The following is a 25,765-nucleotide window of genomic DNA, read 5'->3' as shown; positions in this document are numbered from 1 at the left end:
AGAATGTCAACACGAGTAGATGATCAAGAAATAGATTGGCAAAAATGGTTGAGTTTAGAAGTAAAAGATACAAGTTTATTTAGAGATAAGTTGCTTGAGCAAGAAATGTATCACAAGAGATTTGATACGTTTGTTAATGGGTTATATACAGTTGTTGATGGATTTAGCCATTATAAAAATGATTCTAAATTTGGTGGATATATAGCATCTGGTCATCAAAGATTGAAAGATGCTCTGAACTTGATATCTTTACAATATTCAGCAGGCGGGGATTTAAATTTTATAAAAGAACTTTATCCATATCTTCTTCATTGGACAGAAGAATATGCTGAAACGAGTCATCTTTATAATTTAAGCCCTGATGCAGGTGGCCGTTATGTCTGGCATATCTCCTTAGGAACAGAAGATTATTGGTATATTGCTTTACGATTGATATGCTTTGGTTTACTGACAGGTTATGCAGATCAAATGAATCGGATTATGCCGATTATCGACTACACAGAAGCAACGCCTGAAGGACAAGAAAAAGATGGCTTAATTGAGCGATTGATTGCACCATTTGTAACAGATCGAGGTACACCACCAAATGAAGCACGTCGTCATTTACCTTATCGTAAGCTCATTAAACTTTTTGATGCTGCACCTGAAAAACGTCCAGACATGATGTTGCAATACTTAGAAGATTGGTATGAAGCCAGTCGTCGTGAACCATACTTTGAACAGCACCCAGAAACCGACTTAAGATCTGGTAGGAGTTATTATGGTTATTGGTCATGGGAAGCGGCAGCTGTTACATGGTTGTTAGATATTGATGATACAAATTATCGAGAGCATCAATTTTATCCGAAAGATTTAGTTGATTTTGCTAGATCGCAAGCTGAATCGGTTTCAGCAGAAACCACTATAGAAAAAATTAAAATCAAAGGTGGAGAGCAATCCACGAAAACAGGTTTTTGGACGACTCCTGCCCAGCCAAATCAGCGTCAGCACTTTAGTAAAGGTGAGATTTTACCAACGCTTTCTGAACAAGATTGGGGTGAAGTATATTGGTATTATGATGGTGAAGAATAGAATTAAAAATGCCCTTCGGGGCATTATTTTTATATGGATAATATTATTGCCCATTCTTAATATCATAAGTCCAAAGAAAAAAATAACTTCAACCATTATGAGAAATGTAAAGGCCTAAATTAGCCAAAGTGTACACTGACAGTAACCGCACACGGTATAAAATTAGAATTTGTTTTACCAAACGAGATGTTGGAGAGATAAAAGAATGTCAACACAAGTAGGTGATCAAGAAATAGATTGGCAAAAATGGGAAAGCTTAGAAATAGATAATGAAATTAGCTTTCGAGATGAATATTTATTAATACAAGATTACCATGAGAATTTTGATGAATTATTAAACGGATTATATGCCGTTGTTGATGGATTTAGTCATTATAAAAATGATTCTAAGTTTGGTGGATATATTGCTTCTGGAAGAAGACGGATTATTGATACTTTAGATTTGATGTCCTTACAGTATTCAGCAGGTGGAGATTTAAATTTTATAAAAGAACTTTACCCGTATCTTCTTCATTGGGCAGAAGAATATGCTGAAACGAGTCATCTTTATAATTTAAGCCCTGATGCAGGTGGACGTTATGTCTGGCATATTTCCTTGGGAACTGAAGATTATTGGTATATTGCTTTACGATTGATATGCTTTGGTTTACTGACAGGGTATGCAGATCAAATGAGTCGAATTATGACGATTATCGACTACACAGAAGCAACACCTGAAGGACAAGAAAAAGATGGCTTAATCGAGCGATTGGTTGCTTCATTTGTAACAGATCGAGGCATACCACCGAATGATGCACGTCGTCATTTGCCTTATCGTAAGCTCATTAAACTTTTTGATGCTGCACCTGAAAAACGTCCAGCGATGATGTTGCAGTACTTAGAAGATTGGTATGAAGCCAGTCGTCGTGAACCTTATCATGATCAACATCCACAACCTGATATTAGATCAGGTATCAGTTATTTTGGTTATTGGTCATGGGAAGCGGCAGCTGTTACATGGTTGTTAGATATTGATGATACAAATTATCGAGAGCATCAATTTTATCCGAAAGATTTAGTTGATTTTGCTAGATCGCAAGCTGAATCGGTTTCAGCAGAAACCACTATAGAAAAAATTAAAATCAAAGGTGGAGAGCAATCCACGAAAACAGGTTTTTGGACGACTCCTGCCCAGCCAAATCAGCGTCAGCACTTTAGTAAAGGTGAGATTTTACCAACGCTTTCTGAACAAGATTGGGGTGAAGTATATTGGTATTATGATGGTGAAGAATAGAATTAAAAATGCCCTTCGGGGCATTATTTTTATATGGATAAGGCTTTGTTGCATAAATATGTAAGCATCTGATTTAAATAAATTTAATTTTGGATCAAAAAATAATCAAAACCTTTAAAATCATATAGTTATGAAATCTTTGTGCAACAAAGCCACTTTAAATTCACTTTTATAACTAAGCGAAGCCAAAATTAATCAGAAATTATGATAAGATCAGCTTTCTTAAAAAATGTGTTTTTTATAAAGATGAATTGCTTAGGTAATTTTTACTGTCTTTAGCACATTTTATTATTTTTTCTTTTTTTTAATTCACATCCTATTTTGAACAGATTTTTAATCGCTCAATTTAGGATTGTATTTGCTTATCTTTATAATGCTTATATTTCAAATCCTAAATTGTGACACTCAAAATTGGAGAGGTAATTAAGAACTCAAAACTAATGGAGATAGCAATGGATCGAATTGCAATTATTGGTGCTGGCCCAAGTGGCATGGCCCAATTAAGAGCGTTTCAGTCAGCAAAGGCCAAAGGTCTACAAGTTCCTGAAATTGTATGTTTCGAAAAACAAAATGATTGGGGCGGGCTATGGAACTATACTTGGCGCACTGGTATAGATGAACATGGGGAACCTGTCCACGGCAGTATGTACCGCTATTTATGGTCAAATGGCCCCAAAGAAGCGCTAGAATTTGCCGATTATACTTTTGATGAACATTTCAAAAAACCAATCGCTTCATATCCGCCACGTGCAGTACTGTGGGATTACATCAAAGGCCGTGCAGAAAAAGCACAGGTCAAAGATTTAGTCCGTTTCAATAGTGCCGTTCAGCATATTGCCTATGATGAAACAACGCAAAAATTCACGGTAGATGTCGAAGATTATGCACAACAACAGCACTATTCAGAACAATTTGATTATGTTGTCGTTGCATCTGGACACTTCTCTACCCCACGTGTTCCTGTTTATGAAGGCTTTGATCAATTCCATGGTCGCATTTTGCACGCACACGACTTCCGTGATGCGCTGGAATTTAAAGGTAAGTCTGTGTTATTGGTTGGCAGCAGCTACTCTGCCGAAGACATTGGTTCACAATGTTATAAATACGGTGCTAAGCAAATTTACAGTTGCTATCGCAGTAAAGCCATGGGTTTTAAATGGCCTAAAAACTGGTCTGAAAAGCCACAATTACTGCGTGTAGATGAAAATACTGCTTATTTTGGTGATGGAACATCTGCCAAAATTGATGCCATTATTTTATGCACAGGCTATTTGCACCACTTCCCATTTATTGAAGATAACCTACGCCTCAGAACACATAACTGCCTTTATCCGCAGGGTTTATATCAGGGTGTGGTGTGGGAAAAGAATCCTCGCTTGTTCTACTTGGGCATGCAAGATCAATGGTACACCTTCAATATGTTCGATGCGCAAGCATGGTTTGTCCGTGATGTGATTTTGGGCAAAATTACTTTACCAAGCACGGCAGAAATGCAGAGCCATACGCAGACCTTACATGAAAAAGAGCAGCGCCTATTGAACGATGAACAATCTGCCCGCTTCCAAGGCGATTACATCAAACGCCTGATTGCGCAGACGGACTATCCATCATTCAATATTGATGCAGTGCATGATATTTTCATGCAATGGAAAAAGCATAAAAAAGAAAACATTATGGGCTTTAGAGATAAAGTCTATCGCTCAGTAATGACTGGAAAAATGGCTAAGCCACATCACACGCCATGGTTATATGCGCTAGATGATTCTTTAGAAAGCTATTTGGAAGATGAAGCGCAGCGTGAAGCGATGTAAGGCTTAATCACAAAAAGCCACACAATACGCAGCAAAATAGCCAACAAGCCCCATAAGTTATGGTCATGGGGTTTGTTGTTTGGACTGCCACCACTCTCCGAGACAAATAAGGCCGTACAGCCTTTACGACGTAACAACCCTGATGAACATGAACCTCTCGAAGCAAAGAAAGAAATCCTTTGCCTTAAAGCACCGAACGTTTCAATTGCTTCGGTCGCTTTGCAACATGGATTGAATACAAATCTTGTATCCAAATGGATTCGCTTAATTGATGGTAAGCCAGGGAATGATCGCTCACCACTACCGAATAAACCTGCATTTATTGCCTTATCTTGCTCTGCACCATTAGATCCTACTCCTACTGACATGTTAACGGTTCAAATTACTTTACCCCACTCAAAAGCAGAAATTGGCTTGAAATGGCAAGTATCAGAAATATCTGCTTTAGCAGAATTACTCAAGGCACTTGCAACATGATCCGCATTGATGAAATCTGGTTGTCTACTCAGCCCATGGACATGCGTGCAGGTATGGATACGACCATGGCTCAGGTGGTGAGAGCCTTTGGCTACATCAAACCGCATTGTGCTTACCTGTTCTGTAATAAACGTGGCCATCGTATGAAAGTGCTGGTACATGATGGACTGGGCATCTGGCTGTGTGCCAGGCGGCTGGAACAGGGAAAATTCCACTGGGCTAAAGTTCACCAGGGTGAAAACGTAGCTCTCAGTCCAGAACAGTTACAGGCACTCATTCAGGGTTTGCCCTGGCAGCGCATTGGACGACAGCAAGTGGTAACAATGCTCTAAACCAGGCTGCTACATTGTGCTATTCTTCAAACGTTCTATTTCCTCTGCGTCATGACCTCAGGCATACTGCGGTCATGAAAATGCTGCCTGATTTAAGCCAACTGACCCATGAACAACTGCTGGAATTTACCCGGCAGTTGGCGATGCAGCATCAGTCTCTGGCACAATCAAATCAAGAATTAGAAAAATCAAACCAGCAATTGGATGCCAAAGTTCAGCATCTTTCTATTCTCAATCAAAAATACGAGCATGAACTGGCGCTGTTTAAAAAGCATAAATTCGGCAGTAAAAACGAACATCTCACCGCAAAACAAATCCATCTATGGGATGAGGCGGTCGAAGAAGATATCGCAGCAGTCGATCTGGAACTGGAGCGGCTGAATGCAGATAAAACCGATGCAGCAACACAGAAAGCCACAGTCAACAAACCTAAACGTCGACTGCTACTCGATCATCTACACACCATCCGTATTGAGCATGAACCTGCATCAACCCAATGCAGTTGTGGCTGCCAGTTACGTCGTATCGGCGAAGATATCAGTGAAAAACTGAATTTCAGACCGGCACAGTTCTATAAGGAACAGCATGTACGTGGCAAATGGGTCTATGATCAGTGTGACACCCTGACTCAGCAAGCGATGCCCGCCTATGTGATTGATAAAGGTATTGCCAGTCCTGAACTGCTCAGCCATGTGCTGGTATCGAAGTATGCCGATCATTTGCCGCTGTACCGTCAGCGCCTGATCTATCAGCGGGCGGGCATTGATCTGTCCAGATCCACGTTATCTCTTACGAAGCAATGCTTCTCAGATTGGTCGCTGCGGTGTGGAACTGGAACCTCTGGCCAATGCCTTAAAACAGGTGGTGCTGCAACAGCGGGTGATCCATGCCGATGAAACGCCGGTCACCATTATGCGGATGGGTGAGAATGAGAAAAAACCGAAGAAAGGTTATGTCTGGGCCTATGCCACCACACAGTACAATCCAGTTCAGGCGGTGATCTATGACTTTCAGGATAGTCGTTCAGGCCAGCATGCTGAAGAGTTCCTGAATGGCTGGCAGGGCCATCTAGTCTGTGATGATTACAGTGGTTATAAAGCACGCTTTAAATCAGGCCGGGTCATTGAAGTGGGCTGCATTGCACATGCACGTCGTAAATTCCATGAGCTACATGTGACCGGGAAAAGTCAGATCGCTGAACAGGCTTTGTTCTTGATTCAGAAACTGTATGCTATAGAAGCAGAACTCAGGAAAAAGATTGATGGTACAGCGGAAGACCGCTGCGAATACCGACAACAGTATAGTCAACCAGTGATGCAACAACTGTATGAATGGCTTAACCAACATTATCTGGCGGTGCCATCGAGTTCTCCAACTGCCAAGGCGATCAATTACAGCCTAAAACGTTGGCAGGCACTCTGCCGCTATCTGAATGATGGCAATTTGCCTATAGATATGAGCAGCATTGCTGCGCAAGGGATTGAAAATCAGATGCGCCCCTAGGCGTTGGGACGTAAGAACTGGCTGTTTGCTGGCTCGCTGCGCAGCGGCCAACGAGCTGCCAATATCATGACTTTAATCCAGTCAGCAAAGCTGAATGGACTGGATCCGTATGCCTATTTAAGTGATGTGCTGAAAAGGCTGCCGACGCATAAAGTGACCCAAATAGAAGAATTACTGCCACACCGCTGGAAATCCGACCAAAATTAAAAAATAGGCATGGGATTCAGCGGACGCTTACAAAATTGGCAAGGCTTAAAAGTATGGGAAGGTCAGGTTGCAGAGCAACTTGATTTAGAAAAAATGCAAGGCAGTGGATTGTTGTTAGCTGGTGGTGAAAAACAGTTATATATAGATTTTGGCCACCCAGACAATCAGCCGATCAGGCAATATATTGAAAACATGGTTAAAATTCAAAAAACCAATTGGAATGATGCCATTCTTCCAAAAAAATTAGAAGATACGGTTGCGTATTTGGCGGCAAGAGAAAAAGCACAGAAAACTGTTCAACAGGGTCAGGTAGCTCGTGGTGTGTCTGCGACAGGTCGAGCAAATACTAAGCATGAGCAAAGTAAGGCGAATTAAGGGAATTTATGATGTATATCATTGATCAGAAGGCGAGAGACCAAACTTTTTATCTCATGAAAAAATATACCAGTTATCGGTATTTACATGTTGCATATGAACTGGAGAAAGAATTTGTAGACGCATTTGAGCAACAATTAAGGCATCCTCCTCTAAACTTATTGAATGAACCTGAAGGCTTTAAGGAGAGTCATGAAGAAGAATTATTATATTATTTGAGTGATCTAAGTGATACAGAAAAAGGTTTAACAGAACTGAGAAAAAGCAAATTCAAAAAAGAAGCATATGATCTTTATTTTGAAGGGAATATTCAGGGGAGGATTTTTGGTCGCTATGGTGATGAACATGGCTTGCTATATGATGTTTTTTATCAAAACCTAGGCATAGGTCAAGAGCCAAATGGAAATATTTTTATTGAACATGACCACACACGATATATTTTAAAATTATTGATAGCAAGAGCTATGGAGGGTATCACAGTTAATACTTTGTATAACGTTTCATATGATGTACCAAATAATAATCGAATTTATTATAAGAAATGGAGCTATGAATCTTTATTTAGTAAACTAAACTGGCCACCATGTAAGCAAATCGTTGAACCGATCATCCCTTGCCCAAATTATAATGAAAGCTCAAAAGGTCAAATTCATTCAGGTGAAGAAATCCAAATTTCAGGCATTTATGAACCATGGTTCGAAAAACCTGTCTATCAAAAATTAACCAATGATTCTGACTATAATATTTATGTTGGATGTCCAAACTACTTTTTAGAAGGGACAGAAGCAACCCAATATAAATTGGAAGGGACCGATGATTGGTACGATGTAAAATGGCGTTTAATTTGGGAAGACAATCGCTATATAGATGGAACCATACCCGAAGAAGAAAAGAATTATATTTTTGATATAGAAAATATAGGAAAACATGCCAATCAACCCGAAACTGAATCAAATGAAAAATTAAGTATGGCGGCTGGGCAGGTTTGTCCTAAAGCTGGATATTGGTATACAACAGCGAAATCAAATTTCCGGCAATACTTTAAACAAGGAGATATTTTCCCGATTTTGAAAGTGATTGGGGGGATGTGTATTGGCAGTTTGATGGTGAAGAATGATTTATGCCCTTCGGGGCATTCTTTTTAATAAAAACAATAATTTTCAATTTTTCGTTAACATGGAGATGCTACGTCAAAGGATCAAAGTAAAGCTTAAACTCAAGGGAATACAAGAGGTAGAAGAGGAAATTAATATAATGAGTACATCACAACTCTATTTAAGTAAACAAGAAATAGAAGAGTTAGTTCGGGATATTCCTCAAGATACTTCAATTCTTTATGGGGAGGAAAACCAAGAATTTGGTGTTTGTCCTTATGTTACTTTTTATATTTGTAATAAAGATTGTGTAGAAATATTAAATAAAGTTGTGGCTATTTATATCGAATTTGAAAATTCTATTATAGATAAGCCTTTTCAATTAAGGTTTAGGAGTGATACTGAAGTATGGAAAAAGGCTGATAAGTGGATTAGAAGTCGTGACGAAATGTTAACGGAAATGACAACGGTTTATAAAAAACATTTTATTTACTATGTTGGTGCAACATCTGCAGAATCTCCTAATCAAAGTGCACGTTGGGCCTTAGGCGCTAAAATTAGAGACTCAAATGAACGTTATTCTAGTATTAAATTAACCTTTGGTGATAAATGGTATAGATCTAATCCAGTTAGGTGGCATCATTTTGTTAAGCAGTGTCTAGAAAAGCTTAACCCAATTCAAGCCTATAGTGGCTATGAAATAGGAAATACAGGGCAATTTGCATTTGTATCTCCAGAGTTTGAAACAGTTGAGCGGACTTTTACGGATTATTTTTACGGGCTCGATATAGATCATCCTGGGATGGAGTTTTCACATGAAAATATGTTTATTGCGGAAGATCGTGATGGGTTAGGTGGTGGTATTCGTACGCCAACATGGTGCTTTTTACTTTCTCCCTATTGGCTAGAGAAACTAGGTCTGAGTGAAGAACAAATTCGTGAAAAGCTGAATGATCCACGTATTGAAATAACTAAAATAGAGGATTCAGAAAATCCTAATCTATATAGTCTATGGATCCGTTTGGGCGAGCTCTCACTTTATCCAGTTGAAGAAGGTGTCCCTGATCTATTGGTGTTGGCAAATGAGCTAATTAAACCGATACGTTGTGATAACTTAAAACTTACGACCTTAGATGCATGGTCAGATGATCCAAACCCACGTTTTGATGCAGTAAGTGCGAAACAATGGATTGCTCGATTTGATAAAGACAGTACATGGCCTGAATTAAAACGAGTGGAAGTCGAAGCTCAAGAACCAGAAAGAATAGATATTGTACTCGCTGGAGAACCCTGCCCACACGCAGGTTACTGGTATACATTTGCCAAAGAAAACTCACGCCAATATTTTAAACAGGGAGATATTTTCCCTGATTTTGAAAGTGATTGGGGAGATGTGTATTGGCAGTTTGATGGGGAAGAATAAACTCAGTCATGAACGGCTTACTATAACTTTAGTATATATTTTTACTAAAATAACAAAAATAAAAATAGCTATAATTATTGAGTTGGATTTATCTAAGAAAGAAAAAATAAACCCGCTTACGCGGGTTTATTTTGATCTCAATCGAGATTACATATTTGGATAGTTTGGACCACCACCACCTTCCGGTGTTACCCAGGTGATGTTCTGTGATGGATCTTTAATGTCACAGGTCTTGCAGTGTACGCAGTTGGCTGCGTTAATCTGGAAGCGCTTGGAACCATCATCATTTTCCATAATTTCATACACACCCGCAGGGCAGTAGCGCTGTGCCGGCTCATCCCATTTAGGCAAGTTCACATCGACCGGAATCGAGGCATTGGTTAGTTTCAGGTGCGCTGGCTGGTTTTCTTCGTGTACGGTATTGGATACAAACACCGAAGACAAACGGTCAAAGGTCAGCTTGCCATCCGGTTTTGGATAGTTCGGCTTAAAGCTTACCGCATCTACGGTTTTCAGTGCGCTGAAGTCAGGCACCAAGTCATGCAGGGTAAATGGCACTTTAAAGATGTTCTGGTCGATAAAGTTAAACGCACCACCAAACCATTGACCAAACTTGTGCATTGCCGGGCCAAAGTTACGCGCGTTGTAAAGCTCTTCTTTTAGCCAGCTGTTGTTGAACTTCTCAGTGTAAGAGGTTAATTCTTTTGCAAAGAAATCTTCACCTTCAGTCACGCGGGCAATCGCCAAGTCACCACCTTTTTCGACACCAGCAGCAATCGCTTCAAAGACTGCCTCACCACAGAGCATGCCGGATTTCATTGCGGTATGAGAGCCTTTGATTTTGGCAAAGTTCAGGAAGCCTGCATCATCACCAATTAAAGAACCACCCGGGAAAGTGAATTTAGGCAGCGAGTTAAAGCCACCTTTGGTTACGGCACGCGCACCATAAGAAATACGCTTACCGCCTTCCAAGTATTGCTTAATCAGAGGATGAGTCTTCCAGCGCTGCATTTCCATAAATGGATACATATGCGGATTTTCATAAGACAGATCGACGATCATCCCCAGCGTGACCTGGTTGTTTTCCGCGTGGTAGAGCCACCAGCCGCCGGAAGAACCGGTTTCAGACAATGGCCAGCCAGCACCGTGCATCACCAGACCTGGTTTATGTTTGGCCGGATCAATTTCCCACAGCTCTTTAATGCCGATACCGTAGTGTTGAGGGTCGGCATCTTTATCCAGATTAAATTTTTGGATCAGGCGTTTGCCTAAGTGACCACGACAGCCTTCAGCAAACAGGGTGTATTTGGCATGCAGTTCATAACCTGGGGCAAAGTTATGGGTCGGCTCGCCATCTTTACCAATACCCATATCACCAGTTTGAATGCCTTTTACGGTGCCATCTTCATGGTACAGAATTTCAGATGCCGCAAAGCCCGGGAAAATCGACACTTCCAGTTCTTCGGCTTTCTGGCCTAACCAGCGCACCACGTTGCCCAGTGAAATGACATAGTTGCCATCGTTGTGCATGGTTTTTGGCACCATCCAGTGTGGTGCTTCTTTTGATGTGGTTTCAGACAGCAGGAAGAACGTTTTATCTTCTGTCACCGGTACATTTAAAGGTGCACCTTCTTCTTTCCAGTTCGGGAACAGCTCATTGATGGCACGTGGTTCCAGCACCGCACCAGACAAGATGTGCGCACCGACTTCGGAGCCTTTTTCTACGACACAAACGGACAGATCATTCAGGTTATTTTCAATTGCAAGTTGACGGATTTTAATCGCCGCAGACAGACCCGCAGGGCCAGCACCTACGATAACTACGTCAAACTCCATCGATTCACGTTCGATGTGTTCCATGTAGGACTCCTCATAATACTAGAAGGTGGCAACCGTCATCTCAGAATCCGGTGCTGCCATGAGTGTTCTTAGTTCCTAGACACAAATTTGCTATCGTGTCTTTTATATTGTGGGCTAGTATAGTTTTAAACCTTGGTCTAGCCAATTGGCTGAATCATATTATTTTTCCGTCAGCAGGGTATTCAATGATGAACAATGAGCACAATGAACCAAATCCGACGAAAAAAGTAGCATTTTCTGATGATAAAAATTTAATGGGCATTGCACAATACTTAAAAGATGCACAGCCCGGTCACAAAAGGTCAATTCCCCCTTTGGAGCACTGGCATCCAAAGCATTGTGGCAAAATGGATTTAACGGTAAAAGCCAATGGAGAATGGTGGCACGAAGGTCAATTGGTGAAGCGCCAGTCATTAATTGAGCTGTTTTCTACCGTACTCTGGAAAGAAGGTCACACGTTCTATTTAAAAACCCCGGTCGAGCAGATTGAAATTGAGGTGGAAGATGAGCCTTTATTTGTCAATCAGGTAGATCAAGTTGATATTGAAGGCAAGACCTATCTGCAACTGACCACTACCACCCAGGACCTGGTGATTGTCGATGAGCAGCATCCGATCTTTATGCGTGAATATGAAGGGGAGTTGCGTCCCTATGTACATGTGCGTTTTGGTCTGAATGCCCTGATCCAGCGTGCGGCTTTTTTTCATCTGATCGAGCTGGGCAGCTTGCAGGAAAATGCCGAAGGCGATGCAATTTTAAGCCTGAAAAGTGGTGATTTGCTATTGCAATTAGGCACCTGAGGTTTAAGCTTGAGCCATCCTATTTCAAACTGCTCATTCCGCTGCCATGACCGCCATTCATCCCCTTGCTCCTTTGTTGCACCCTATGACCAGAGCGCAGGCGGATGCGCCAATCGGGATTTTTGATTCAGGCATTGGCGGCTTGTCGGTGGCGCTGGAAATTGCCCAGCATTTGCCCAATGAACAGATTGTTTATTATGCCGACACGGCGCATGTGCCTTATGGTCCGCGTGATGATCAGGAAATTCGCGAACTGACCGCTCAGGCTATCGAGTGGCTGTATCGGCAGGGCTGTAAAATTGCAGTGGTGGCCTGCAATACTGCTTCGGCTTTTAGTCTGGATTATCTGCGTGCGCATTATGGGGAAGATTTCCCGATTGTCGGTCTGGTGCCGGCCTTAAAACCGGCGGTACTGCAGAGCAAAACCAAAACCGTGGCCGTGCTGGCGACACCGGCGACCTTTCGTGGCCAGCTAATTAAAGACGTGATTCAGCGTTTTGCCTTGCCGGCCGAGGTCAAGGTGATTCCTTTAACCTCGCTTGAGCTGGTGCCTTTTGTGGAAAGCGGAGCACAAATGAGTGCTGCCTGTTTAACTACTTTAAGTGAACTGCTACAGCCAGTGGTGGATGCTGGCGCAGATCATCTGGTGCTGGGGTGTACCCATTATCCCTTCTTAAAAACTGCGATTCAGTCTATTTTTGGTCAGAAATTGACATTAATTGACTCAGGAACTGCCGTTGCGCGTCAAACTTCCCGCATTTTAACGAAAAATGAGTTATTATTTGAACAGAGCCGAGCCGATCAGGTGCAGATTCATTGTTATGTCAGCGGTCAAAATGCTGAACATTTACAACCGATTGTCGGGCGTCTGATGCCTGAGCAGATCCGCTGGAAAATTTCCAATCTGCCTCGCTAAGCCAGGCTCCATAAAGAAAGCAACATGATTGCTTCAGCATGACTTATTTTTTTGATTGGGGAACAATACTGATGCTCATTAGGCGCTTCAGCTATTGAGGGAAGGAAGGAGAGCCAATGCTCGATAAACGCTATCAGGTATTTATCTCTACGTCCGGTTCAGAGATGCAGCCGGAACGCATGGTATTGACACAGACCTTGGTGGGAATGGGCTTCTTTTCCTGGGGCTTGGAGCAGCGTACGCCATTGAGTACGGCATTTGCTCGTCGTCAGATTGATGACTGCGACTATGTGGTGCTGTTACTGGGCAGCCAGTATGGCGAGCAGTCGGTATCGGGTGTGGGCTATATGCATCTGGAATATATTTACGCGGTCACCAAGCAGAAACCGATGATTGTGTTTATGCATGAAGACCCGGATTCACGTGATGCCAGCTTGCAGGATGCCAAACCTGAACTGCGGGAAAAATTTAAAGAATTCCGTCGCCTGTTGCAGCAGGAAGTTGATCAGGTGTTTTGCTATCGCAGCTTGCGTGATCTGGAGCTAGCGGTACGTTTCAATATGCCGCAAATGCTGGAGCGTTATCCGGTGGTGGGCTGGGTGCGTCCGCAAAATACCCAGGCCCTGCATGATGAAATCGAGCAGCTACAGGCCAAAGTGGCCCAGTTAAAAAATGAACTTGGCAAGACCGAAGCCGATCCGTTTTTAAGCCTGCCCAAAGTATCCATGCATGAAGCTTTCCAGTTTGAATACCGGATGCATGCTTATCAGGATGGTAATTTTAAAGAACTGAAAGTACAAAAACAGCTGACCTGGGCGCAGCTGTTCAGTATTTTAGGCTCGACCTTTATTCATCCGACCCCGGAAGAATATTTTTCCAAACGCATGAATGAATATTTAAATGATACCGGTCTGACTGATGCGCGGCGTGAAATGCCGCGTGCGCATGCGGTGGCACGGGCGCAAATCAATATTCGTGCCCTGCATACCATTAAAATGCAGATGCGCCAGAATGACTGGATTGTGCAGGCCGGCCGGGATGAACGCCAGCGTATGCTATGGCAGACTACAGCCAAAGGGCAGAAGTTGCTGGACAGTAACCTGCTTGATAATGATCGTGTTTTTCAATATAAATCGACGCATTAATTCATTTAGTAACAGACGGGAAAGCTGTTAAAGTAAACGCGTTCCCTGATGATTCCTGAGAGCCTAATGTCTGTTGTTGCGAAACCGAAAATCACCATTATTCTGGCCAATTTGGGCACACCGGATGCACCGACTGTGCCTGCGGTACGACGTTTTCTGAAACAGTTCCTGTCTGATCAGCGGGTGATTGAAATTCCCAAACTGCTGTGGCAAATCATTTTAAGGCTGTTTATTTTACCGTTTCGTCCCAAACGCGTGGCACATGCCTATGCAATGGTCTGGAATCAGGATTCGCCCATGCGCGAAATTTTGCAGGCGCAGGTTGATGCCGTCAGACAGACCTTAACTCCGCTCTACCCGGAATTTGAGCTGAATATTGTGCCAGCCATGACCTATGGCAACCCGGGCATCGACGCTTTGCTGGCAAAGCTGGCCCAGCAGCCGCAAGATCATCTCCTTGTCCTGCCGTTATTCCCACAATATTCCGCAACCTCCACCGCACCACTGTATGATGCTATAGCCAAATGGATTCCGCAGCAGCGCAATTTGCCGGGGCTGAGCATTATCCGTGATTATTATCAGCATCCTTTGTATATTCAGGCTTTGGCGCAGAGTGTGCGTGAATTTCAGGCCGAGCATGGTCCGGCGGAAAAACTGCTGATGTCGTTTCACGGTATTCCACAGCCCTATGCCGATAAAGGCGACCCGTATGCCGAGCGCAGTCGCACAACCGCTCAACTGGTGGCGCAGGCGCTGGGTTTAAATGAGGATCAATGGGCGATCAGCTTCCAGTCACGTTTTGGCAAGCAGGAATGGGTCAAGCCCTATACCGATGTGCTGCTCGAAGAATGGGGCAAGCAGGGAGTCAAATCGGTCCAGATCATGAGTCCGGCATTTTCTGCCGACTGTCTGGAAACGCTGGAAGAACTGGCGATACAAAATGCCGAGATCTTTCAGCAGGCGGGCGGGGAACACTATGCCTATATTCCGGCACTCAACCAGCGGGATGATCATTTACAATTGCTGAATGCCTTGCTTCAGGCTAATCTGGATGCGCTGAAACAGACTTTTGCCCATTTTCAACAGGACGCTTAACCCATGTTACAAGTCAAAATTGTGCCGGTCACGGCATTTGCCCAAAACTGTTCCATCGTCTGGGATGCAGAAAGCAAAGACGCCATTTTGATTGATGCGGGCGGTGAACCGGACAAGCTGCAGGCAGAAGTCGAAGCACTGGGCTTAACTGTGAAAGCCTTATGGTTAACTCATGGCCATCTGGATCATGCCGGTGCTGTCGGTGCCTTAAAAAAACGCTGGAATGTGCCGGTCATTGGCCCGCATAAGGAAGATGCGTTCTGGCTGGACATGATTCAGGAAGTATCGGCGCGTTATGGTTTCCCGATTCCTGAAAAGGTCGAGGTGGATCAGTGGCTGGAAGGCGGTGAGCAGCTGCAGCTCGGCAATGAACAGTTTGAAGTGCGTTTTGCACCGGGACATACCCCAGGTCATGTGATGTTCTATAATGCCAATTACGGTTTGCTCTGGACCGGTGATGTGCTGTTTAAAGGCTCGATTGGCCGGACAGATTTCCCGCGTGGGAATCATCAGCAATTACTGGATTCAATCCAGCGTGAATGTTTTAGCCTGCCCGATGAAACCCAGTTTATTTCAGGGCATGGTCCGATCAGTACCATTGGTTTTGAAAAACAGCACAATCCTTTTGTGGCGGGGCAGGCCGGCTAATCTGCAAATATCACCCTAACCAAAGTCAGCACAGTGCTGACTTTGTTATTACGCCGTTTTGATTGCCGTTTATTTGCGAAACGGGTCATTCAGCTGTTTTTTCGCTTCCATTCCCACCAGCCAGGCCATCAAGGCAAATAATACCGCCACCCCAATCAGCAGCGTATCCTGACTATATAAACCGACCGCCAGCATTAAGATTGCGGCAAGCAGAAAGGCGAAAAAAAGAATTTTCAGGAGCGTGGGCATACAGGGCTCGATAATTAGAATCTCGAGGCCATTTAAAAAAGAACCGAATGCGAATAGGGTAACGTTTTGCAGTAAAATTTTTAAGTGTGTGTCCTGTTTGCGCAAAGAAGTTTTAAATGTGTAGGATTTTTATTACACCTTTCCAGTAAAAGCAGCTTTTTGTAAAACCGCGTAACTCGTTTTAGTCTTCCGGATTATCCACCGAGGGAGCATCCTGAGTCGGCAGGCGATATTCATCACTGGCCCAGGCGCCCAAATCAATCAGCTTGCAACGCTCGGAACAGAAAGGGCGAAATTCATTGCCTTCCCAGATAGAAGGTTCACCACAACGTGGGCAAGGGAATGTACGTGGCATGCGGGTCTCCTGATAAAATCCCGGATTAGATTAGGCAAAAACAGCTGCACTTGGTAGACTTGTGCGGTTTTTTATAAGTTTGATCTGATTATGCCCATTCGTCAATTTCAAGCCCAGCGTATGCATGCTCCGCGTGACTTTCAAGCCATTGCCAATACTCCTGTCTGTATCGAAATTGGTGCAGGCAAAGGCAAGCACGCGCTGTTGTTCAGTGGGCAACATCCTGAGCAAACCCTGTATGCGATTGAGCGCACCCGGGAAAAGTTTCTGGCCATGCAAAAGCAGCATGGATTAGAACCGCATGCCAATCTGCAGCCAGTCCATGCCGATGCCTTACCGTGGATTGTACATGCGCTATATCCAGCGCAAGTCGAGCAGTGCTTTATTTTATATCCGAATCCGGAGCCGCATAATCCGGCCCAGCGCTGGCTGAACATGCCATTTTTTGAGTTTTTGCTGTCACGTTTGCAACCGAATGGACAGATTACCCTGGCCAGTAATATCCCTGAATATATTGCCGAAGCTGAACAGCAATTATTGGCGCTATGGAAACTACCGTTTGAGAAACAGCGGATTGCGGCCGATTCTGCCCGGACCCATTTTGAAATTAAATATTTGCAGCGCGGTGAATTATGCCAGCAACTGATTATTCGTAAACCGGAAGGGTATCGCACCCGTTTTGATGATTTTCAGCCGCTTCAGGGGCAGTCGCCTGCGCAGGCAGTGGAAGAATAAGCATGTCCATGCGGATTGCCATTATCGGGGCAGGCCCGGCCGGCTTGATGGTGGCTGAGGTGCTCAGCCAGTATGGGTATAGCCTGCATGTCTATGAGCAGAAGCCTTCGGCAGCACGCAAGTTTTTAATGGCCGGAAAAACCGGGTTAAATATTTCCCATGCCGAAGCAGTGCCGCAGTTTATTCAGCGTTATGATCAGGCCGACTGGCTGGCGCCGTGGATTCAGCGCTGGGATGCTGGCTGGATTCAGGACTGGATGGCAGGCTTGGGCATTCGCTCTTATGTCGGTTCATCCGGGCGGATATTTCCGGTGGAGATGAAAGCTGCACCGCTATTACGGGCCTGGTTAAAACGTCTGGCGGATAACGGGGTGCAGTTTCATTACCGCCAGCAGGTCAAGGGGCTTGAGCAGCAACAGTTGCAGATTCTGGACTTAAAGCATGGGCAACTGCGTAGTGAAGCATTTGATGCGATTGTTCTGGCTTGTGGTGCGCTGTCGTGGTCGCAATTGGGCAGTGATGGCGCCTGGCAGGACTGGCTCCATCCAGAGCAGATTGAGCCATTTCAGGCCAGCAATGCCGGGGTGGAATATCCGTGGTCCAGCTTTATGCAGCCGGTGTTTGGTCAGCCTTTAAAACGGGTTGAGGCCTGGGTAGAACCGCATACGCGCAGTATCGGCGATATTGTCCTGACCCATTATGGACTGGAAAGCGGCCTGATTTATAAGCAGGGCCGGGCCTTGCGTGCACAGCTGAAACAGCAGCAGCGCATGGTACTCTCTCTGGATTTACTGCCCGAGCAGTCCCAAGCACAGCTGGCCAAAAAATTACAGCCCAGTAAAAAGCAGTCGCTTAGCAATGTCTGGCGTAAAGCCGGTTTAGATGCAGCCAAAAGCAGTCTGCTGCGTGAACTGGTCGATAAAAGCTTATGGCATCAGCCGGAGGCGCTGGCGGCACAGGTGAAACAGCTGCGGATTGAATTAACAGGTTTTCGCCCGATTGAAGAAGCGATTAGCTGTGCCGGTGGAATCAAACGCAGTGCCTTCAGCCCGCAGTTACAGCTGAAGGATCATCCGGCGGTATTTTGCTGCGGTGAAATGCTGGACTGGGATGCACCCACCGGCGGCTATTTGCTCACGGCCTGTTTTGCCACCGGCCGGGCAGCTGGAGAAGGTGTACATGCCTATCTCTCTGCAGGTCAGTAAAACTCACCGGCATTCTCCCTGTAAAAAATCAGGGCTATTTAGGGCCCTGAGGTTGTGCATATAATTTAATGCTCGAGCTGTGGATACTGATCGCGCCAGTGTTCTAATTGCTCTTGGGCATGAATAAATTTCCCCAGACCCTTAACGCTGTCTGGCGCACTCTCCGATGCAGCTGAAGCTGGTTGCTGGGCATGTAGTTGAGCCTGATGATCCCAATATTCATACATCAGGCCCTGGATATAGCGGCCCTGTTCGGTCTTTAAATCCAGCGCTTTCAGCATATTCAGGGCCGACTGGATATTGTCACCTTGCCGGCTTCGTGCAAAGCCATCATCCAGCGTGCCTTGCTGCTGCATTTGCATCAGTTCAACTTCCATGTCTTCACTCATCTGGCCAAAGCGCTGTTCATAGTCGGTTAGTAGCTGCAGGTCATGCAAGTCCTGCTCGGTTTTTGGGAAAGTGCGTACCGGCTCACTTTTCAGTTCCTGCAGCACCTGATCTTCGGCGCTTAATTCCTGCTTCGGTTCTGGTGATGGATTGCGCTCGCAGGCACTCAGCAGCAGTGCACTGCCAAGCAGACAGGCCAGAGATAAAGGTTTGATCAGATTGGACATGACAGGTTCATCCTTATTGTTCTGTAATTTTTGTAAAGCTATACACATGGGTCAGGTAGGGAAAGTCAATTTGTTGCTGCGGCTGTTTGCCTGTATATTGCAGCACCATCTGCTCGAACTGCTGTTTCAGCTGCTGTTGCTGATGTTCAGGCAGCGCGGCAATAAAACTGGTAGAAAGCAGGCGTTTTGACACCACCTGTTCAACTGTACCGCTTTGCCATTGCTGAAAAGTAGCTTCTGCGTTAGCGTTAAAGCCGGTTGCAGCCGAAAAGACCTGTCGCCATTGGCCGCTATGAAAACGCGGGGTATCACCTTCCAGCGGTGCTATATGCTCGGCCAGTGCCTTGACCCAGTCGATGCGGGTGTCACGCTGATTCCAGATCAGCAACAGCTGGCCACCCGGTTTCAGCACCCGGTAAATTTCGTTCAGGGTTTCAAGATTGGCAAACCAGTGAAAGGACTGCGCGCAGCAGACGGCATCGACACTGGCATCAGGCAGCGGCAGGGCATGACTATAGGCTTGAATGCTTTGCACATCAGGATAGTGTTGCTGTAGTTGTGCCAGCATTTCGGCCACCGGCTCAACAGCAATCACATGCGGGCTAAGCTGTTGCAGAATCGGCAGGAATTTACCGGTACCGGCACCTAGGTCGACACAGACCGGTGCGGCATCAGATTTGAGCTGGTTTTTTAACCATGCAACCAGCGCTTGTGGATAACTTGGTCGGACCTGTTGATAAAGTTTGGCGGCTGTGGAAAAGCCTTGTTCTGCTGCAGGATGGAGGAATTGTGTCATATTTTGCGCTTTTTTATCTGCCGGGCATCTATAAAATAACATATTCGCTTTTTAGTCGTCGGCATACGGTCTATTTGTTATTTTGAATCTTGATAGAGGGCTGTGCAGCTCTGGTGTGGGAATGGATAAACACATAATTTTTGAAGACGATCATATCCGCGTCATCTGGATGCCCGGTCATTCAGAGGCGCTGATTTTTTCTTTTGGCGATTTAATTACCCGCGCCAAAGGCCTGACCATTAATGCTGAAAAGTCATTGAGCAAACACGGCTATAATGTGGTTGGCATCATGCCAAAGGAGAAATCCTGGTTTCCCGAACAGTCGATGCGCGCGATGCTGAATGAAATTGCCGCCACCATTGCGCCGTTTCAGCAGCGTATTGGCTATGGCGGTTCGATGGGTGGTTATGCGGCCATCAAATATTCCAACCTGCTTGATTTGCAACGTGTGGTGGCACTGGTGCCGCAATATTCGATTGATCCGGAAGATATTCTGGACACGCGCTACAATATGTTCTTCCATCCGCAGCACAATGCTGACATGCGTATTCAGCCCCAAGATGTTTCGGCTGAGCGCGAATATATCGTGATTTATGATCCGCACTATGCCGAAGACCGCGCCCAGTATTTAAAACTGCAGGCGGTACTGCCTTCGCTGCAGACCCTGCATTTACCGTTTACCGGACATGATGCAATTGCGGTGCTGGCCAGTTCCGATTTGCTCAATGATTTTCTTAGCCATCCTTTTGATCCGGCACATTTTTACCAGAAGATGCGTCAGGTCAAAAAGAACAGCAAGTTCTACTATCGCAAGCTGATTGAAAACCTGTTGCCACGGCACAAACATGCGCTGGGGCAAATCCTGAAAAATAACGAACTGCAACTGGACAGCGGCTTTTTTGATGCCAAGCTCAAGCAGAACCTGATTCGCTCGCTGCTCAGCAATAAACAGGTCGATCAGCATGACCTGCATAAACTCGGGATTCAGTTTAACCTGCCGCAGGAAAGCCGCCGCCAGCTGATGGACTGTTTTGGCCATGGGCTGGTATTTAATGTCATTAGCCAGAAGATCGAAAGCTATGCTGCCAGTGCTGTGGCCTTAAACCATAAATTCCTGATTCCGATTTATGCCAAGGGCAATGGACTGGTACAAATCTGGCTGAATGACCAGCGTTATATTGTGGCCATGAATGATCGTCAGGTCATGAAACTGTTTCAGGAACAGGATGAGCTCAGCGCCGGTATGCACCCCATCGTGATTAAAAAATACAGCGATTATTATGTGCTGAGTTATAAACAGCTGAATTTAAGTAGTGATGAATTTGGCGGCAATGAATTTGTCGATGATAGCCCGGAAAGTGCCAAATTTGTGACCCAGCCCGAAGTGGTGCTGTAAGCCAAAACTGCACTGACCCCGAAGTCATTGTTTTATTTTATATTCAGGCTAAGATGAAGATGGATGTAAAACAACCAGTGGATAAAAGTAGGGTAGTGTTATGACCATTCGACCTCTGTCTGTTGTGGTACTGAGCCTGCTGGGTTGGGCTGTTCCGTCCGTTGCTTCGGCACAAACGGTGCATTATTCAGCCTATATGGTGTTCGGCAGTGGCCTGTTATTGGTATTGGCTTTAACCATTTATGTCATTCGGCAAATCCGCTTTTCTTTACGCAATTATCACAGCAAGCGCCCATGAACTCATGGGCGTTTTTTTGTGGGCATCCCATTTTTGAACTGACGCGCAGCGCTACAAGTGTGCTTTAATTTCTTCACGCCATGATGAGAGGATGCACCACATGAACGCCATATTTCTGGATTTTGCCTCGCTGGATCAGGATGATTTACAGCTAGAAGACTTAAACGCTGTCTTTCAGCAGCAGTTAACGCTGTATCCAACCACTTCGCCTGCAGAGCTGCTGCCACGGGTGCAATCTGCCGAGGTGATTATCAGCAATAAAGTCTTGCTGGATGCCGCGACATTACAGCAATGCCCGCAGCTTAAACTGATCCTGATTTCAGCCACCGGTACCAATAATGTCGATTTGGAACAGGCACGCCGCCAGGGTGTGGTGGTGTGTAACTGTCAGGGTTATGGCACGGCCGCAGTGGCGCAACATACCTTAATGCTGATGTTAAATCTGGCTACTTCTTTTGTGCCTTATCATCAGGCGGTGCAACAGGGCCAGTGGCAGCGTTCTAGCCAGTTCTGTCTGCTGGATTATCCAATTGTCGAGCTGGCTGGAAAAACGCTGGGCATTGTCGGTTATGGTGAGTTGGGGCAGGCAGTGGCCAAGCTAGCCGAAGCCTTCGGCATGCAGGTCAAAATTGCTGCTCTCGCCAACCGGCCACAATCTGCGTCGCGGGTGCCTTTTGCCGAGCTGTTACCGCAGGTGGATTTTTTAAGCCTGCATTGTCCACTGACCGAAGATACCCGGGATTTAATCGGGCCGGCTGAGTTTGCTGCCATGAAACATAGCGCGTTTTTAGTTAACTGTGCCCGCGGCGGTATTGTCAATGAAGCGGCGCTGGCCGAAGCCTTACAGTCCGGACAAATTGCCGGTGCGGCGATGGATGTGCTGAGTGTCGAGCCACCCAAGCAGGGCAATATCCTGTTAGACCCAGCTATTCCCAATTTAATTTTAACCCCGCATAGTGCATGGGGCAGTGTAGATGCGCGGCAGCGGATTGTGCAGCAAATGGTAGAAAACGTGATCGCGTTTCAGCAGGGCCAACCGATCCGTCAGGTCAATTAAGCAGATATCAAGCAATAAAAAATACGGACGCATTCAGGTCCGTATTTTTGGGTGGAATGAAAAGGCGAGTGATGATGAGGCTCTCGCTCACTCCCGTCTTAAAGTTCGGTCACGGCATAGCTGGTGGCCCCTGAACCGGTTTCAGCAGGTACTGATGCCGCCGGTTGAGCGGTATCTGGCTGACTCAAGCTGCCCTGTACAATTGGTACCGGCTGTTGCGGTGCGCCGCCTAAAGCTTCTTTGGTGTCCTGAATTTTCTGGTTGGCCTGTTGCGTGGTGTTGCTGGTTAAGGTCTTGGTATTTTCCCAGGCCTGATGCACCGAAGGCCGTACTTTTTGCACACCTTTTTCTGCCACTTCACCAACCCGATCTGCCGCGTTTAAAACACCTTGCTGTGCTTTATAGGCCCAGACATGCAGTAAATTTGGATTATCGGCATACGGCTGAATCGGGGCTTGGAGCTTGGTGCTGCTATTCGCTTCTGCTGGTGGAGTTTGTGCCCAGACTGCAGTGCCCATGAGCATAAGGCCAACAGCCAATACGGATTTAATTTTATGCATAATCATGACCCCTGCTAAAAGAGAATGGAAAGCCTAAGCCTAAACTGAAGGCATGAAGAAATCATGAAGATTCCTGTTACTGTGCTGAGCATCTGCTGAATTGTCTTAAAACTCAAGCACAAAATTAAAAAAGCCCACAGGGTTGCAGGCTTGGTTCTCTCATTTTGATTATTGTGCTGCGCCCACTGCGGTATGGGTTTTGCTGCTGACTTTGGCTTTGGCCACAGGCGTATCGACATCAACCTGCGCATTGCTGTGCAATTGTACCTGTGCCGATTTCTGTTTCAGGCTGTTTTTGGTTTTTTCCGTACGATCTGCGGCATGTTCACGGGCTGCTGCGGCTTTCTTGGCGGCAGACTGTTTCAGTTCGCTTGAGCGTTCATAGGCCGCCTGTTTTAAATCTGCGGCTTTTTCTTTGCCGGCTTCGGCTTTTTCATTGCTGAACTGTTTGGTGTTTTGCCAGGTGTTCTGGGTCGTGGTTTTTACGCTATGTAATCCTTGACCGACATGCTCGCCTGCGCTGTGTAAGGTCTGCTGCGTACCTTGCACTACATTATTTAAAAGTCCACCAGCCTGTGGCGTCTGCACAGCTGCCGATGCGTTGACATTGGCCTGAAGTGCGGGCGCGGCATACAGTGAAGATGTCGCGAGTAGGGCGCTGCTCATGAATATTGTTGTGAGAGTTTTCTTCATAGGATTTTCCTTGCATGTGTGCCACAGACGCAATGCTGTGAGCGGTGCCTATCTTAAGGAGAAAAATATGCGCCGATATGCTTTATGCAAAAACATCCACAATCTTGCTACAACTGCTTAACAATTCAGGCATTTTTGTAAACCGGGGATTGGCTGCGAAGTCTTATACCAGTTGGTATAGCAGATATAATTTGAATGATGAAAAATCTATTTATTTTTCGGGTTATTTTTATTTTTTCTGAAAAATGTGGAAAAGCACCATACCTTTTGCAGGCATGATGCTTGAATTTTTAGTTACATTGCGCCAGGGCATCTTTATGGAAATGATCGCGCAGGGTCAGGAAGTTTTTCTGTACCGTGGCATCATGCAGGTCAAAATTATGGGCAGTGCTGGTACCATCTTGGGCAAAGGTAGCTGAACCGGCTGAAATGAGGGTGTTGCCTTTAAATGCCCATTGTTCAATTGAGCGGCCGGCTTTGAGCTGCCCTCTAAATTCAATCACGCATTTATCAATAAACTTGGTCAGTTTGGCCGAGTTATGCGTGGTGTCTGGATAGACCTCAAGATTTTGGACTTCCTGTAATACCCCCGCTTGTAGTTGTGGAATGACTGGCGCAGAGGTACATGCACCCAGAGAAAGGCAAGTTAGACCAGATAAAATTAAAGTTTTAAGTTTCATAAGCTTCTTTCTTGTTGAGTGTTTTCAGTTTGAGTATAGGGAATATGGAAGGAAAAGCCTATAGGTATGACCTATAGAATAGTGGTACTTAAGAGAAGGAGGAGAGAATTAACTGTAAAGTGAGTAGTGGCGTGTTTGTAAGGTCAGTAATTGAGGTTTTAAATGATTTAAATCTTCATTGAGGCCTACACGTTTTGCCAGAGGGTCAACTAATCTTCTTGTATCATGAGTGCTCGGCAATGGAACGACATTCAAGGCTTGGGAGAGTGCTTTAAGTTGTTGGCGTCTAGAAACACTTGAGCATGAGTATCTGCGGAATTTTTCTAATAGAAAAAACAGTCGGCACTTTTCTAAGGGATTTAAACTGGAACTCACAGCAGGTAGCAGTTCTGAATATAATAACGCTTCAGCAACGGGTTTAACCTGCTCGAATGTTGCAGAATTCAATGGCTGCTTTAACAGTGCTTTTAAAGCATGCTCAAATTCCAGCTGATTCATTGTGTCAATCTCCCAGGTCTGAAAGAAGCGAAATCATATATTGAATATTAGAATCTAATTGCTCAGGTGTAACGTAATAGTCTTTAGCATTATTTGCTATTTCTTTGAACTGCTCAAGCGAAAACTTGTTTCTTGCATATAATGCTTGAATATCTTCGATGTCTCTGTCAGACAAGCGTGCCAATTTAGAAACAGCCAAATCTACGCCAGATACGAGATAGACCTCTACGATACTTTCAGCGGTTAAGGGGATAACTCGTTCCCTGTAATCAGGATCGATGGAGGCAAGGCTGGTATTAAATCCACTGTCAAATTCTAAATTTGTTTCAAGATTATTATGATCCAGATATTCAATATCATTATTTTCTAGAAATAAGAAAATATCTTCTTTTTTTAATTGGCTGATCGATTGGATTTCAGCATCAATATCATTGCTACCTCGAGCATTGGTGTGGATGTGAAACGCACAGCCACCAAAAATAAATGCCTTAACGGCACCATGAGGAAGATATTGATGATTCATTGAAATCCAATCCTCAAGCTCTTGAAAGAGCTTGAGGATTGCAAGGGTGATAGGTGAGTCGTTATAAATACTCATC

At 44.9% G+C, this 25,765-nt stretch carries 28 protein-coding genes and 2 pseudogenes; 20 read left to right on the top strand and 10 right to left on the bottom strand.

What is annotated here, in order from left to right:
- Window positions 1-3 precede the first annotated feature (3 nt).
- The 10 genes and pseudogenes from VF685_RS07385 (at window position 4) to VF685_RS07340 (ending at window position 9,566) form a co-directional block, all read left to right on the top strand.
- Window positions 4-1,071, top strand: coding sequence for a PoNe immunity protein domain-containing protein (locus VF685_RS07385; protein WP_016659631.1), 1,068 nt, complete (start codon window positions 4-6; stop codon window positions 1,069-1,071).
- Window positions 1,072-1,164: 93 nt separating this feature from the next.
- Window positions 1,165-1,272, top strand: a pseudogene (locus VF685_RS07380) (hypothetical protein); the annotation flags it as partial.
- Between the two features lie 4 nt (window positions 1,273-1,276).
- The gene (locus VF685_RS07375; RefSeq protein WP_440203597.1) at window positions 1,277-2,344 is read left to right on the top strand and encodes a PoNe immunity protein domain-containing protein; all 1,068 of its coding nucleotides are present in this window, start codon (window positions 1,277-1,279) and stop codon (window positions 2,342-2,344) included.
- A 452-nt stretch (window positions 2,345-2,796) separates the two neighbouring features.
- Complete coding sequence (locus tag VF685_RS07370; RefSeq protein ID WP_005177227.1) at window positions 2,797-4,155, top strand: NAD(P)-binding domain-containing protein; 1,359 nt, start codon at window positions 2,797-2,799, stop codon at window positions 4,153-4,155.
- Window positions 4,156-4,227: 72 nt separating this feature from the next.
- Window positions 4,228-4,632: an IS66 family insertion sequence element accessory protein TnpB gene (locus VF685_RS07365; RefSeq protein ID WP_227523651.1), complete on the top strand. Its 405-nt coding sequence runs from the start codon at window positions 4,228-4,230 to the stop codon at window positions 4,630-4,632.
- A complete protein-coding gene (gene tnpB / locus VF685_RS07360) occupies window positions 4,629-4,964 on the top strand; it encodes an IS66 family insertion sequence element accessory protein TnpB (RefSeq protein WP_286385015.1) in 336 nt (111 codons plus the stop codon). Before VF685_RS07365 ends, tnpB begins: the two co-directional genes overlap by 4 nt.
- 74 nt (window positions 4,965-5,038) lie before the next feature.
- A pseudogene (tnpC, locus tag VF685_RS07355) lies at window positions 5,039-6,674 on the top strand (IS66 family transposase).
- A 9-nt stretch (window positions 6,675-6,683) separates the two neighbouring features.
- Window positions 6,684-7,049 carry a hypothetical protein gene (locus VF685_RS07350; protein WP_168399982.1) on the top strand — a complete coding sequence of 122 codons (366 nt, stop codon included), beginning with the start codon at window positions 6,684-6,686 and terminating at the stop codon, window positions 7,047-7,049.
- Between the two features lie 8 nt (window positions 7,050-7,057).
- The gene (locus VF685_RS07345; RefSeq protein ID WP_286385016.1) at window positions 7,058-8,194 is read left to right on the top strand and encodes an Imm72 family immunity protein; all 1,137 of its coding nucleotides are present in this window, start codon (window positions 7,058-7,060) and stop codon (window positions 8,192-8,194) included.
- Between the two features lie 109 nt (window positions 8,195-8,303).
- Window positions 8,304-9,566 (top strand): type VI immunity family protein, encoded by a 1,263-nt coding sequence (locus VF685_RS07340; RefSeq protein ID WP_286385058.1) that lies wholly within the window; start codon window positions 8,304-8,306, stop codon window positions 9,564-9,566.
- 147 nt (window positions 9,567-9,713) lie between these two features.
- Here the strand turns inward: VF685_RS07340 and VF685_RS07335 are convergent, their stop codons facing one another.
- The gene (locus VF685_RS07335) at window positions 9,714-11,426 is read right to left on the bottom strand and encodes an electron transfer flavoprotein-ubiquinone oxidoreductase (protein WP_045796688.1); all 1,713 of its coding nucleotides are present in this window, start codon (window positions 11,424-11,426) and stop codon (window positions 9,714-9,716) included.
- A gap of 188 nt (window positions 11,427-11,614) precedes the next feature.
- Here VF685_RS07335 and VF685_RS07330 point away from each other — a divergent pair, with 188 nt between their 5' ends.
- The 5 genes from VF685_RS07330 to VF685_RS07310 all read left to right on the top strand — a co-directional run bounded on the left by VF685_RS07330 (window position 11,615) and on the right by VF685_RS07310 (window position 16,030).
- Window positions 11,615-12,226, top strand: a complete 612-nt coding sequence (locus VF685_RS07330) for a DUF1285 domain-containing protein (protein WP_035363548.1) — start codon at window positions 11,615-11,617, stop codon at window positions 12,224-12,226.
- Window positions 12,227-12,272: 46 nt separating this feature from the next.
- Window positions 12,273-13,142, top strand: coding sequence for a glutamate racemase (gene murI, locus VF685_RS07325; protein ID WP_127801786.1), 870 nt, complete (start codon window positions 12,273-12,275; stop codon window positions 13,140-13,142).
- Window positions 13,143-13,258: 116 nt separating this feature from the next.
- On the top strand, window positions 13,259-14,287 hold the full coding sequence (locus VF685_RS07320) for a DUF4062 domain-containing protein (protein ID WP_016659621.1): 1,029 nt from the start codon (window positions 13,259-13,261) through the stop codon (window positions 14,285-14,287).
- 66 nt (window positions 14,288-14,353) lie between these two features.
- Window positions 14,354-15,382 (top strand): ferrochelatase, encoded by a 1,029-nt coding sequence (hemH, locus tag VF685_RS07315; protein WP_016659620.1) that lies wholly within the window; start codon window positions 14,354-14,356, stop codon window positions 15,380-15,382.
- A gap of 3 nt (window positions 15,383-15,385) precedes the next feature.
- Entirely contained in the window at window positions 15,386-16,030 is a 645-nt protein-coding gene (locus VF685_RS07310; RefSeq protein WP_016659619.1) for an MBL fold metallo-hydrolase, read from the top strand.
- Window positions 16,031-16,099: 69 nt separating this feature from the next.
- On the opposite strand, the gene VF685_RS07305 is transcribed toward VF685_RS07310, so the two are convergent.
- Together VF685_RS07305 and VF685_RS07300 are read right to left on the bottom strand one after the other, a co-directional pair.
- Window positions 16,100-16,279, bottom strand: coding sequence for a hypothetical protein (locus VF685_RS07305; RefSeq protein WP_005181916.1), 180 nt, complete (start codon window positions 16,277-16,279; stop codon window positions 16,100-16,102).
- Window positions 16,280-16,460: 181 nt separating this feature from the next.
- Window positions 16,461-16,634: a DNA gyrase inhibitor YacG gene (locus VF685_RS07300; RefSeq protein ID WP_016659618.1), complete on the bottom strand. Its 174-nt coding sequence runs from the start codon at window positions 16,632-16,634 to the stop codon at window positions 16,461-16,463.
- Between the two features lie 84 nt (window positions 16,635-16,718).
- Between VF685_RS07300 and VF685_RS07295 the strand changes: the two genes are divergently transcribed.
- Both VF685_RS07295 and VF685_RS07290 read left to right on the top strand, forming a co-directional pair.
- The gene (locus VF685_RS07295) at window positions 16,719-17,369 is read left to right on the top strand and encodes an SAM-dependent methyltransferase (protein WP_171066723.1); all 651 of its coding nucleotides are present in this window, start codon (window positions 16,719-16,721) and stop codon (window positions 17,367-17,369) included.
- 2 nt (window positions 17,370-17,371) lie between these two features.
- Entirely contained in the window at window positions 17,372-18,574 is a 1,203-nt protein-coding gene (locus tag VF685_RS07290; RefSeq protein WP_286385017.1) for a TIGR03862 family flavoprotein, read from the top strand.
- Between the two features lie 65 nt (window positions 18,575-18,639).
- On the opposite strand, the gene VF685_RS07285 is transcribed toward VF685_RS07290, so the two are convergent.
- Window positions 18,640-19,188, bottom strand: coding sequence for a hypothetical protein (locus VF685_RS07285; protein ID WP_253097039.1), 549 nt, complete (start codon window positions 19,186-19,188; stop codon window positions 18,640-18,642).
- A gap of 13 nt (window positions 19,189-19,201) precedes the next feature.
- Window positions 19,202-19,984 carry a class I SAM-dependent methyltransferase gene (locus VF685_RS07280; RefSeq protein ID WP_034598303.1) on the bottom strand — a complete coding sequence of 261 codons (783 nt, stop codon included), beginning with the start codon at window positions 19,982-19,984 and terminating at the stop codon, window positions 19,202-19,204.
- A gap of 121 nt (window positions 19,985-20,105) precedes the next feature.
- On the opposite strand from VF685_RS07280, the gene VF685_RS07275 reads away from it, so the two are divergent.
- The 3 genes from VF685_RS07275 to VF685_RS07265 all read left to right on the top strand — a co-directional run bounded on the left by VF685_RS07275 (window position 20,106) and on the right by VF685_RS07265 (window position 22,735).
- Window positions 20,106-21,380: a hypothetical protein gene (locus tag VF685_RS07275; protein WP_016659613.1), complete on the top strand. Its 1,275-nt coding sequence runs from the start codon at window positions 20,106-20,108 to the stop codon at window positions 21,378-21,380.
- A gap of 100 nt (window positions 21,381-21,480) precedes the next feature.
- Entirely contained in the window at window positions 21,481-21,678 is a 198-nt protein-coding gene (locus tag VF685_RS07270) for a hypothetical protein (protein ID WP_005181929.1), read from the top strand.
- A 100-nt stretch (window positions 21,679-21,778) separates the two neighbouring features.
- Window positions 21,779-22,735: a 2-hydroxyacid dehydrogenase gene (locus VF685_RS07265; RefSeq protein WP_016659612.1), complete on the top strand. Its 957-nt coding sequence runs from the start codon at window positions 21,779-21,781 to the stop codon at window positions 22,733-22,735.
- A gap of 98 nt (window positions 22,736-22,833) precedes the next feature.
- Here VF685_RS07265 and VF685_RS07260 read toward each other — a convergent pair whose 3' ends face one another.
- From VF685_RS07260 to VF685_RS07240, 5 genes are all read right to left on the bottom strand, one after another.
- Window positions 22,834-23,295 carry a hypothetical protein gene (locus VF685_RS07260; protein ID WP_253097040.1) on the bottom strand — a complete coding sequence of 154 codons (462 nt, stop codon included), beginning with the start codon at window positions 23,293-23,295 and terminating at the stop codon, window positions 22,834-22,836.
- Window positions 23,296-23,463: 168 nt separating this feature from the next.
- A complete protein-coding gene (locus VF685_RS07255; RefSeq protein ID WP_005181937.1) occupies window positions 23,464-23,988 on the bottom strand; it encodes a hypothetical protein in 525 nt (174 codons plus the stop codon).
- A 290-nt stretch (window positions 23,989-24,278) separates the two neighbouring features.
- Window positions 24,279-24,668 (bottom strand): hypothetical protein, encoded by a 390-nt coding sequence (locus VF685_RS07250; RefSeq protein ID WP_005181941.1) that lies wholly within the window; start codon window positions 24,666-24,668, stop codon window positions 24,279-24,281.
- Between the two features lie 108 nt (window positions 24,669-24,776).
- Entirely contained in the window at window positions 24,777-25,166 is a 390-nt protein-coding gene (locus VF685_RS07245; protein WP_180055002.1) for a hypothetical protein, read from the bottom strand.
- A 4-nt stretch (window positions 25,167-25,170) separates the two neighbouring features.
- Window positions 25,171-25,764 (bottom strand): DUF6036 family nucleotidyltransferase, encoded by a 594-nt coding sequence (locus tag VF685_RS07240; protein WP_034598129.1) that lies wholly within the window; start codon window positions 25,762-25,764, stop codon window positions 25,171-25,173.
- Window position 25,765: the final 1 nt, after the last annotated feature.

It is taken from the genome of Acinetobacter sp. Brlt_5, from assembly GCF_051949055.1.
Taxonomy (GTDB): Bacteria; Pseudomonadota; Gammaproteobacteria; order Pseudomonadales; family Moraxellaceae; genus Acinetobacter; species Acinetobacter indicus.
The sequence above is the reverse complement of the archived record's forward strand: the minus strand, read 5'-3'. Positions and strand labels throughout refer to the sequence as shown.

Bases quoted from the DNA above. Each gene is read 5' to 3' on its own strand.
- VF685_RS07385 (WP_016659631.1), top strand. From the start codon at position 4: ATGTCAACACGAGTAGATGATCAAGAAATAGATTGGCAAAAATGGTTG.
- VF685_RS07375 (WP_440203597.1), top strand. From the start codon at position 1,277: ATGTCAACACAAGTAGGTGATCAAGAAATAGATTGGCAAAAATGGGAA.
- VF685_RS07370 (WP_005177227.1), top strand. From the start codon at position 2,797: ATGGATCGAATTGCAATTATTGGTGCTGGCCCAAGTGGCATGGCCCAA.
- tnpB (WP_286385015.1), top strand. From the start codon at position 4,629: ATGATCCGCATTGATGAAATCTGGTTGTCTACTCAGCCCATGGACATG.
- VF685_RS07350 (WP_168399982.1), top strand. From the start codon at position 6,684: ATGGGATTCAGCGGACGCTTACAAAATTGGCAAGGCTTAAAAGTATGG.
- VF685_RS07345 (WP_286385016.1), top strand. From the start codon at position 7,058: ATGATGTATATCATTGATCAGAAGGCGAGAGACCAAACTTTTTATCTC.
- VF685_RS07340 (WP_286385058.1), top strand. From the start codon at position 8,304: ATGAGTACATCACAACTCTATTTAAGTAAACAAGAAATAGAAGAGTTA.
- VF685_RS07335 (WP_045796688.1), bottom strand. From the start codon at position 11,426: ATGGAACACATCGAACGTGAATCGATGGAGTTTGACGTAGTTATCGTA.
- VF685_RS07330 (WP_035363548.1), top strand. From the start codon at position 11,615: ATGAACAATGAGCACAATGAACCAAATCCGACGAAAAAAGTAGCATTT.
- murI (WP_127801786.1), top strand. From the start codon at position 12,273: ATGACCGCCATTCATCCCCTTGCTCCTTTGTTGCACCCTATGACCAGA.
- VF685_RS07320 (WP_016659621.1), top strand. From the start codon at position 13,259: ATGCTCGATAAACGCTATCAGGTATTTATCTCTACGTCCGGTTCAGAG.
- hemH (WP_016659620.1), top strand. From the start codon at position 14,354: ATGTCTGTTGTTGCGAAACCGAAAATCACCATTATTCTGGCCAATTTG.
- VF685_RS07310 (WP_016659619.1), top strand. From the start codon at position 15,386: ATGTTACAAGTCAAAATTGTGCCGGTCACGGCATTTGCCCAAAACTGT.
- VF685_RS07305 (WP_005181916.1), bottom strand. From the start codon at position 16,279: ATGCCCACGCTCCTGAAAATTCTTTTTTTCGCCTTTCTGCTTGCCGCA.
- VF685_RS07300 (WP_016659618.1), bottom strand. From the start codon at position 16,634: ATGCCACGTACATTCCCTTGCCCACGTTGTGGTGAACCTTCTATCTGG.
- VF685_RS07290 (WP_286385017.1), top strand. From the start codon at position 17,372: ATGTCCATGCGGATTGCCATTATCGGGGCAGGCCCGGCCGGCTTGATG.
- VF685_RS07285 (WP_253097039.1), bottom strand. From the start codon at position 19,188: ATGTCCAATCTGATCAAACCTTTATCTCTGGCCTGTCTGCTTGGCAGT.
- VF685_RS07280 (WP_034598303.1), bottom strand. From the start codon at position 19,984: ATGACACAATTCCTCCATCCTGCAGCAGAACAAGGCTTTTCCACAGCC.
- VF685_RS07275 (WP_016659613.1), top strand. From the start codon at position 20,106: ATGGATAAACACATAATTTTTGAAGACGATCATATCCGCGTCATCTGG.
- VF685_RS07270 (WP_005181929.1), top strand. From the start codon at position 21,481: ATGACCATTCGACCTCTGTCTGTTGTGGTACTGAGCCTGCTGGGTTGG.
- VF685_RS07265 (WP_016659612.1), top strand. From the start codon at position 21,779: ATGAACGCCATATTTCTGGATTTTGCCTCGCTGGATCAGGATGATTTA.
- VF685_RS07260 (WP_253097040.1), bottom strand. From the start codon at position 23,295: ATGCATAAAATTAAATCCGTATTGGCTGTTGGCCTTATGCTCATGGGC.
- VF685_RS07255 (WP_005181937.1), bottom strand. From the start codon at position 23,988: ATGAAGAAAACTCTCACAACAATATTCATGAGCAGCGCCCTACTCGCG.
- VF685_RS07250 (WP_005181941.1), bottom strand. From the start codon at position 24,668: ATGAAACTTAAAACTTTAATTTTATCTGGTCTAACTTGCCTTTCTCTG.
- VF685_RS07245 (WP_180055002.1), bottom strand. From the start codon at position 25,166: ATGAATCAGCTGGAATTTGAGCATGCTTTAAAAGCACTGTTAAAGCAG.
- VF685_RS07240 (WP_034598129.1), bottom strand. From the start codon at position 25,764: ATGAGTATTTATAACGACTCACCTATCACCCTTGCAATCCTCAAGCTC.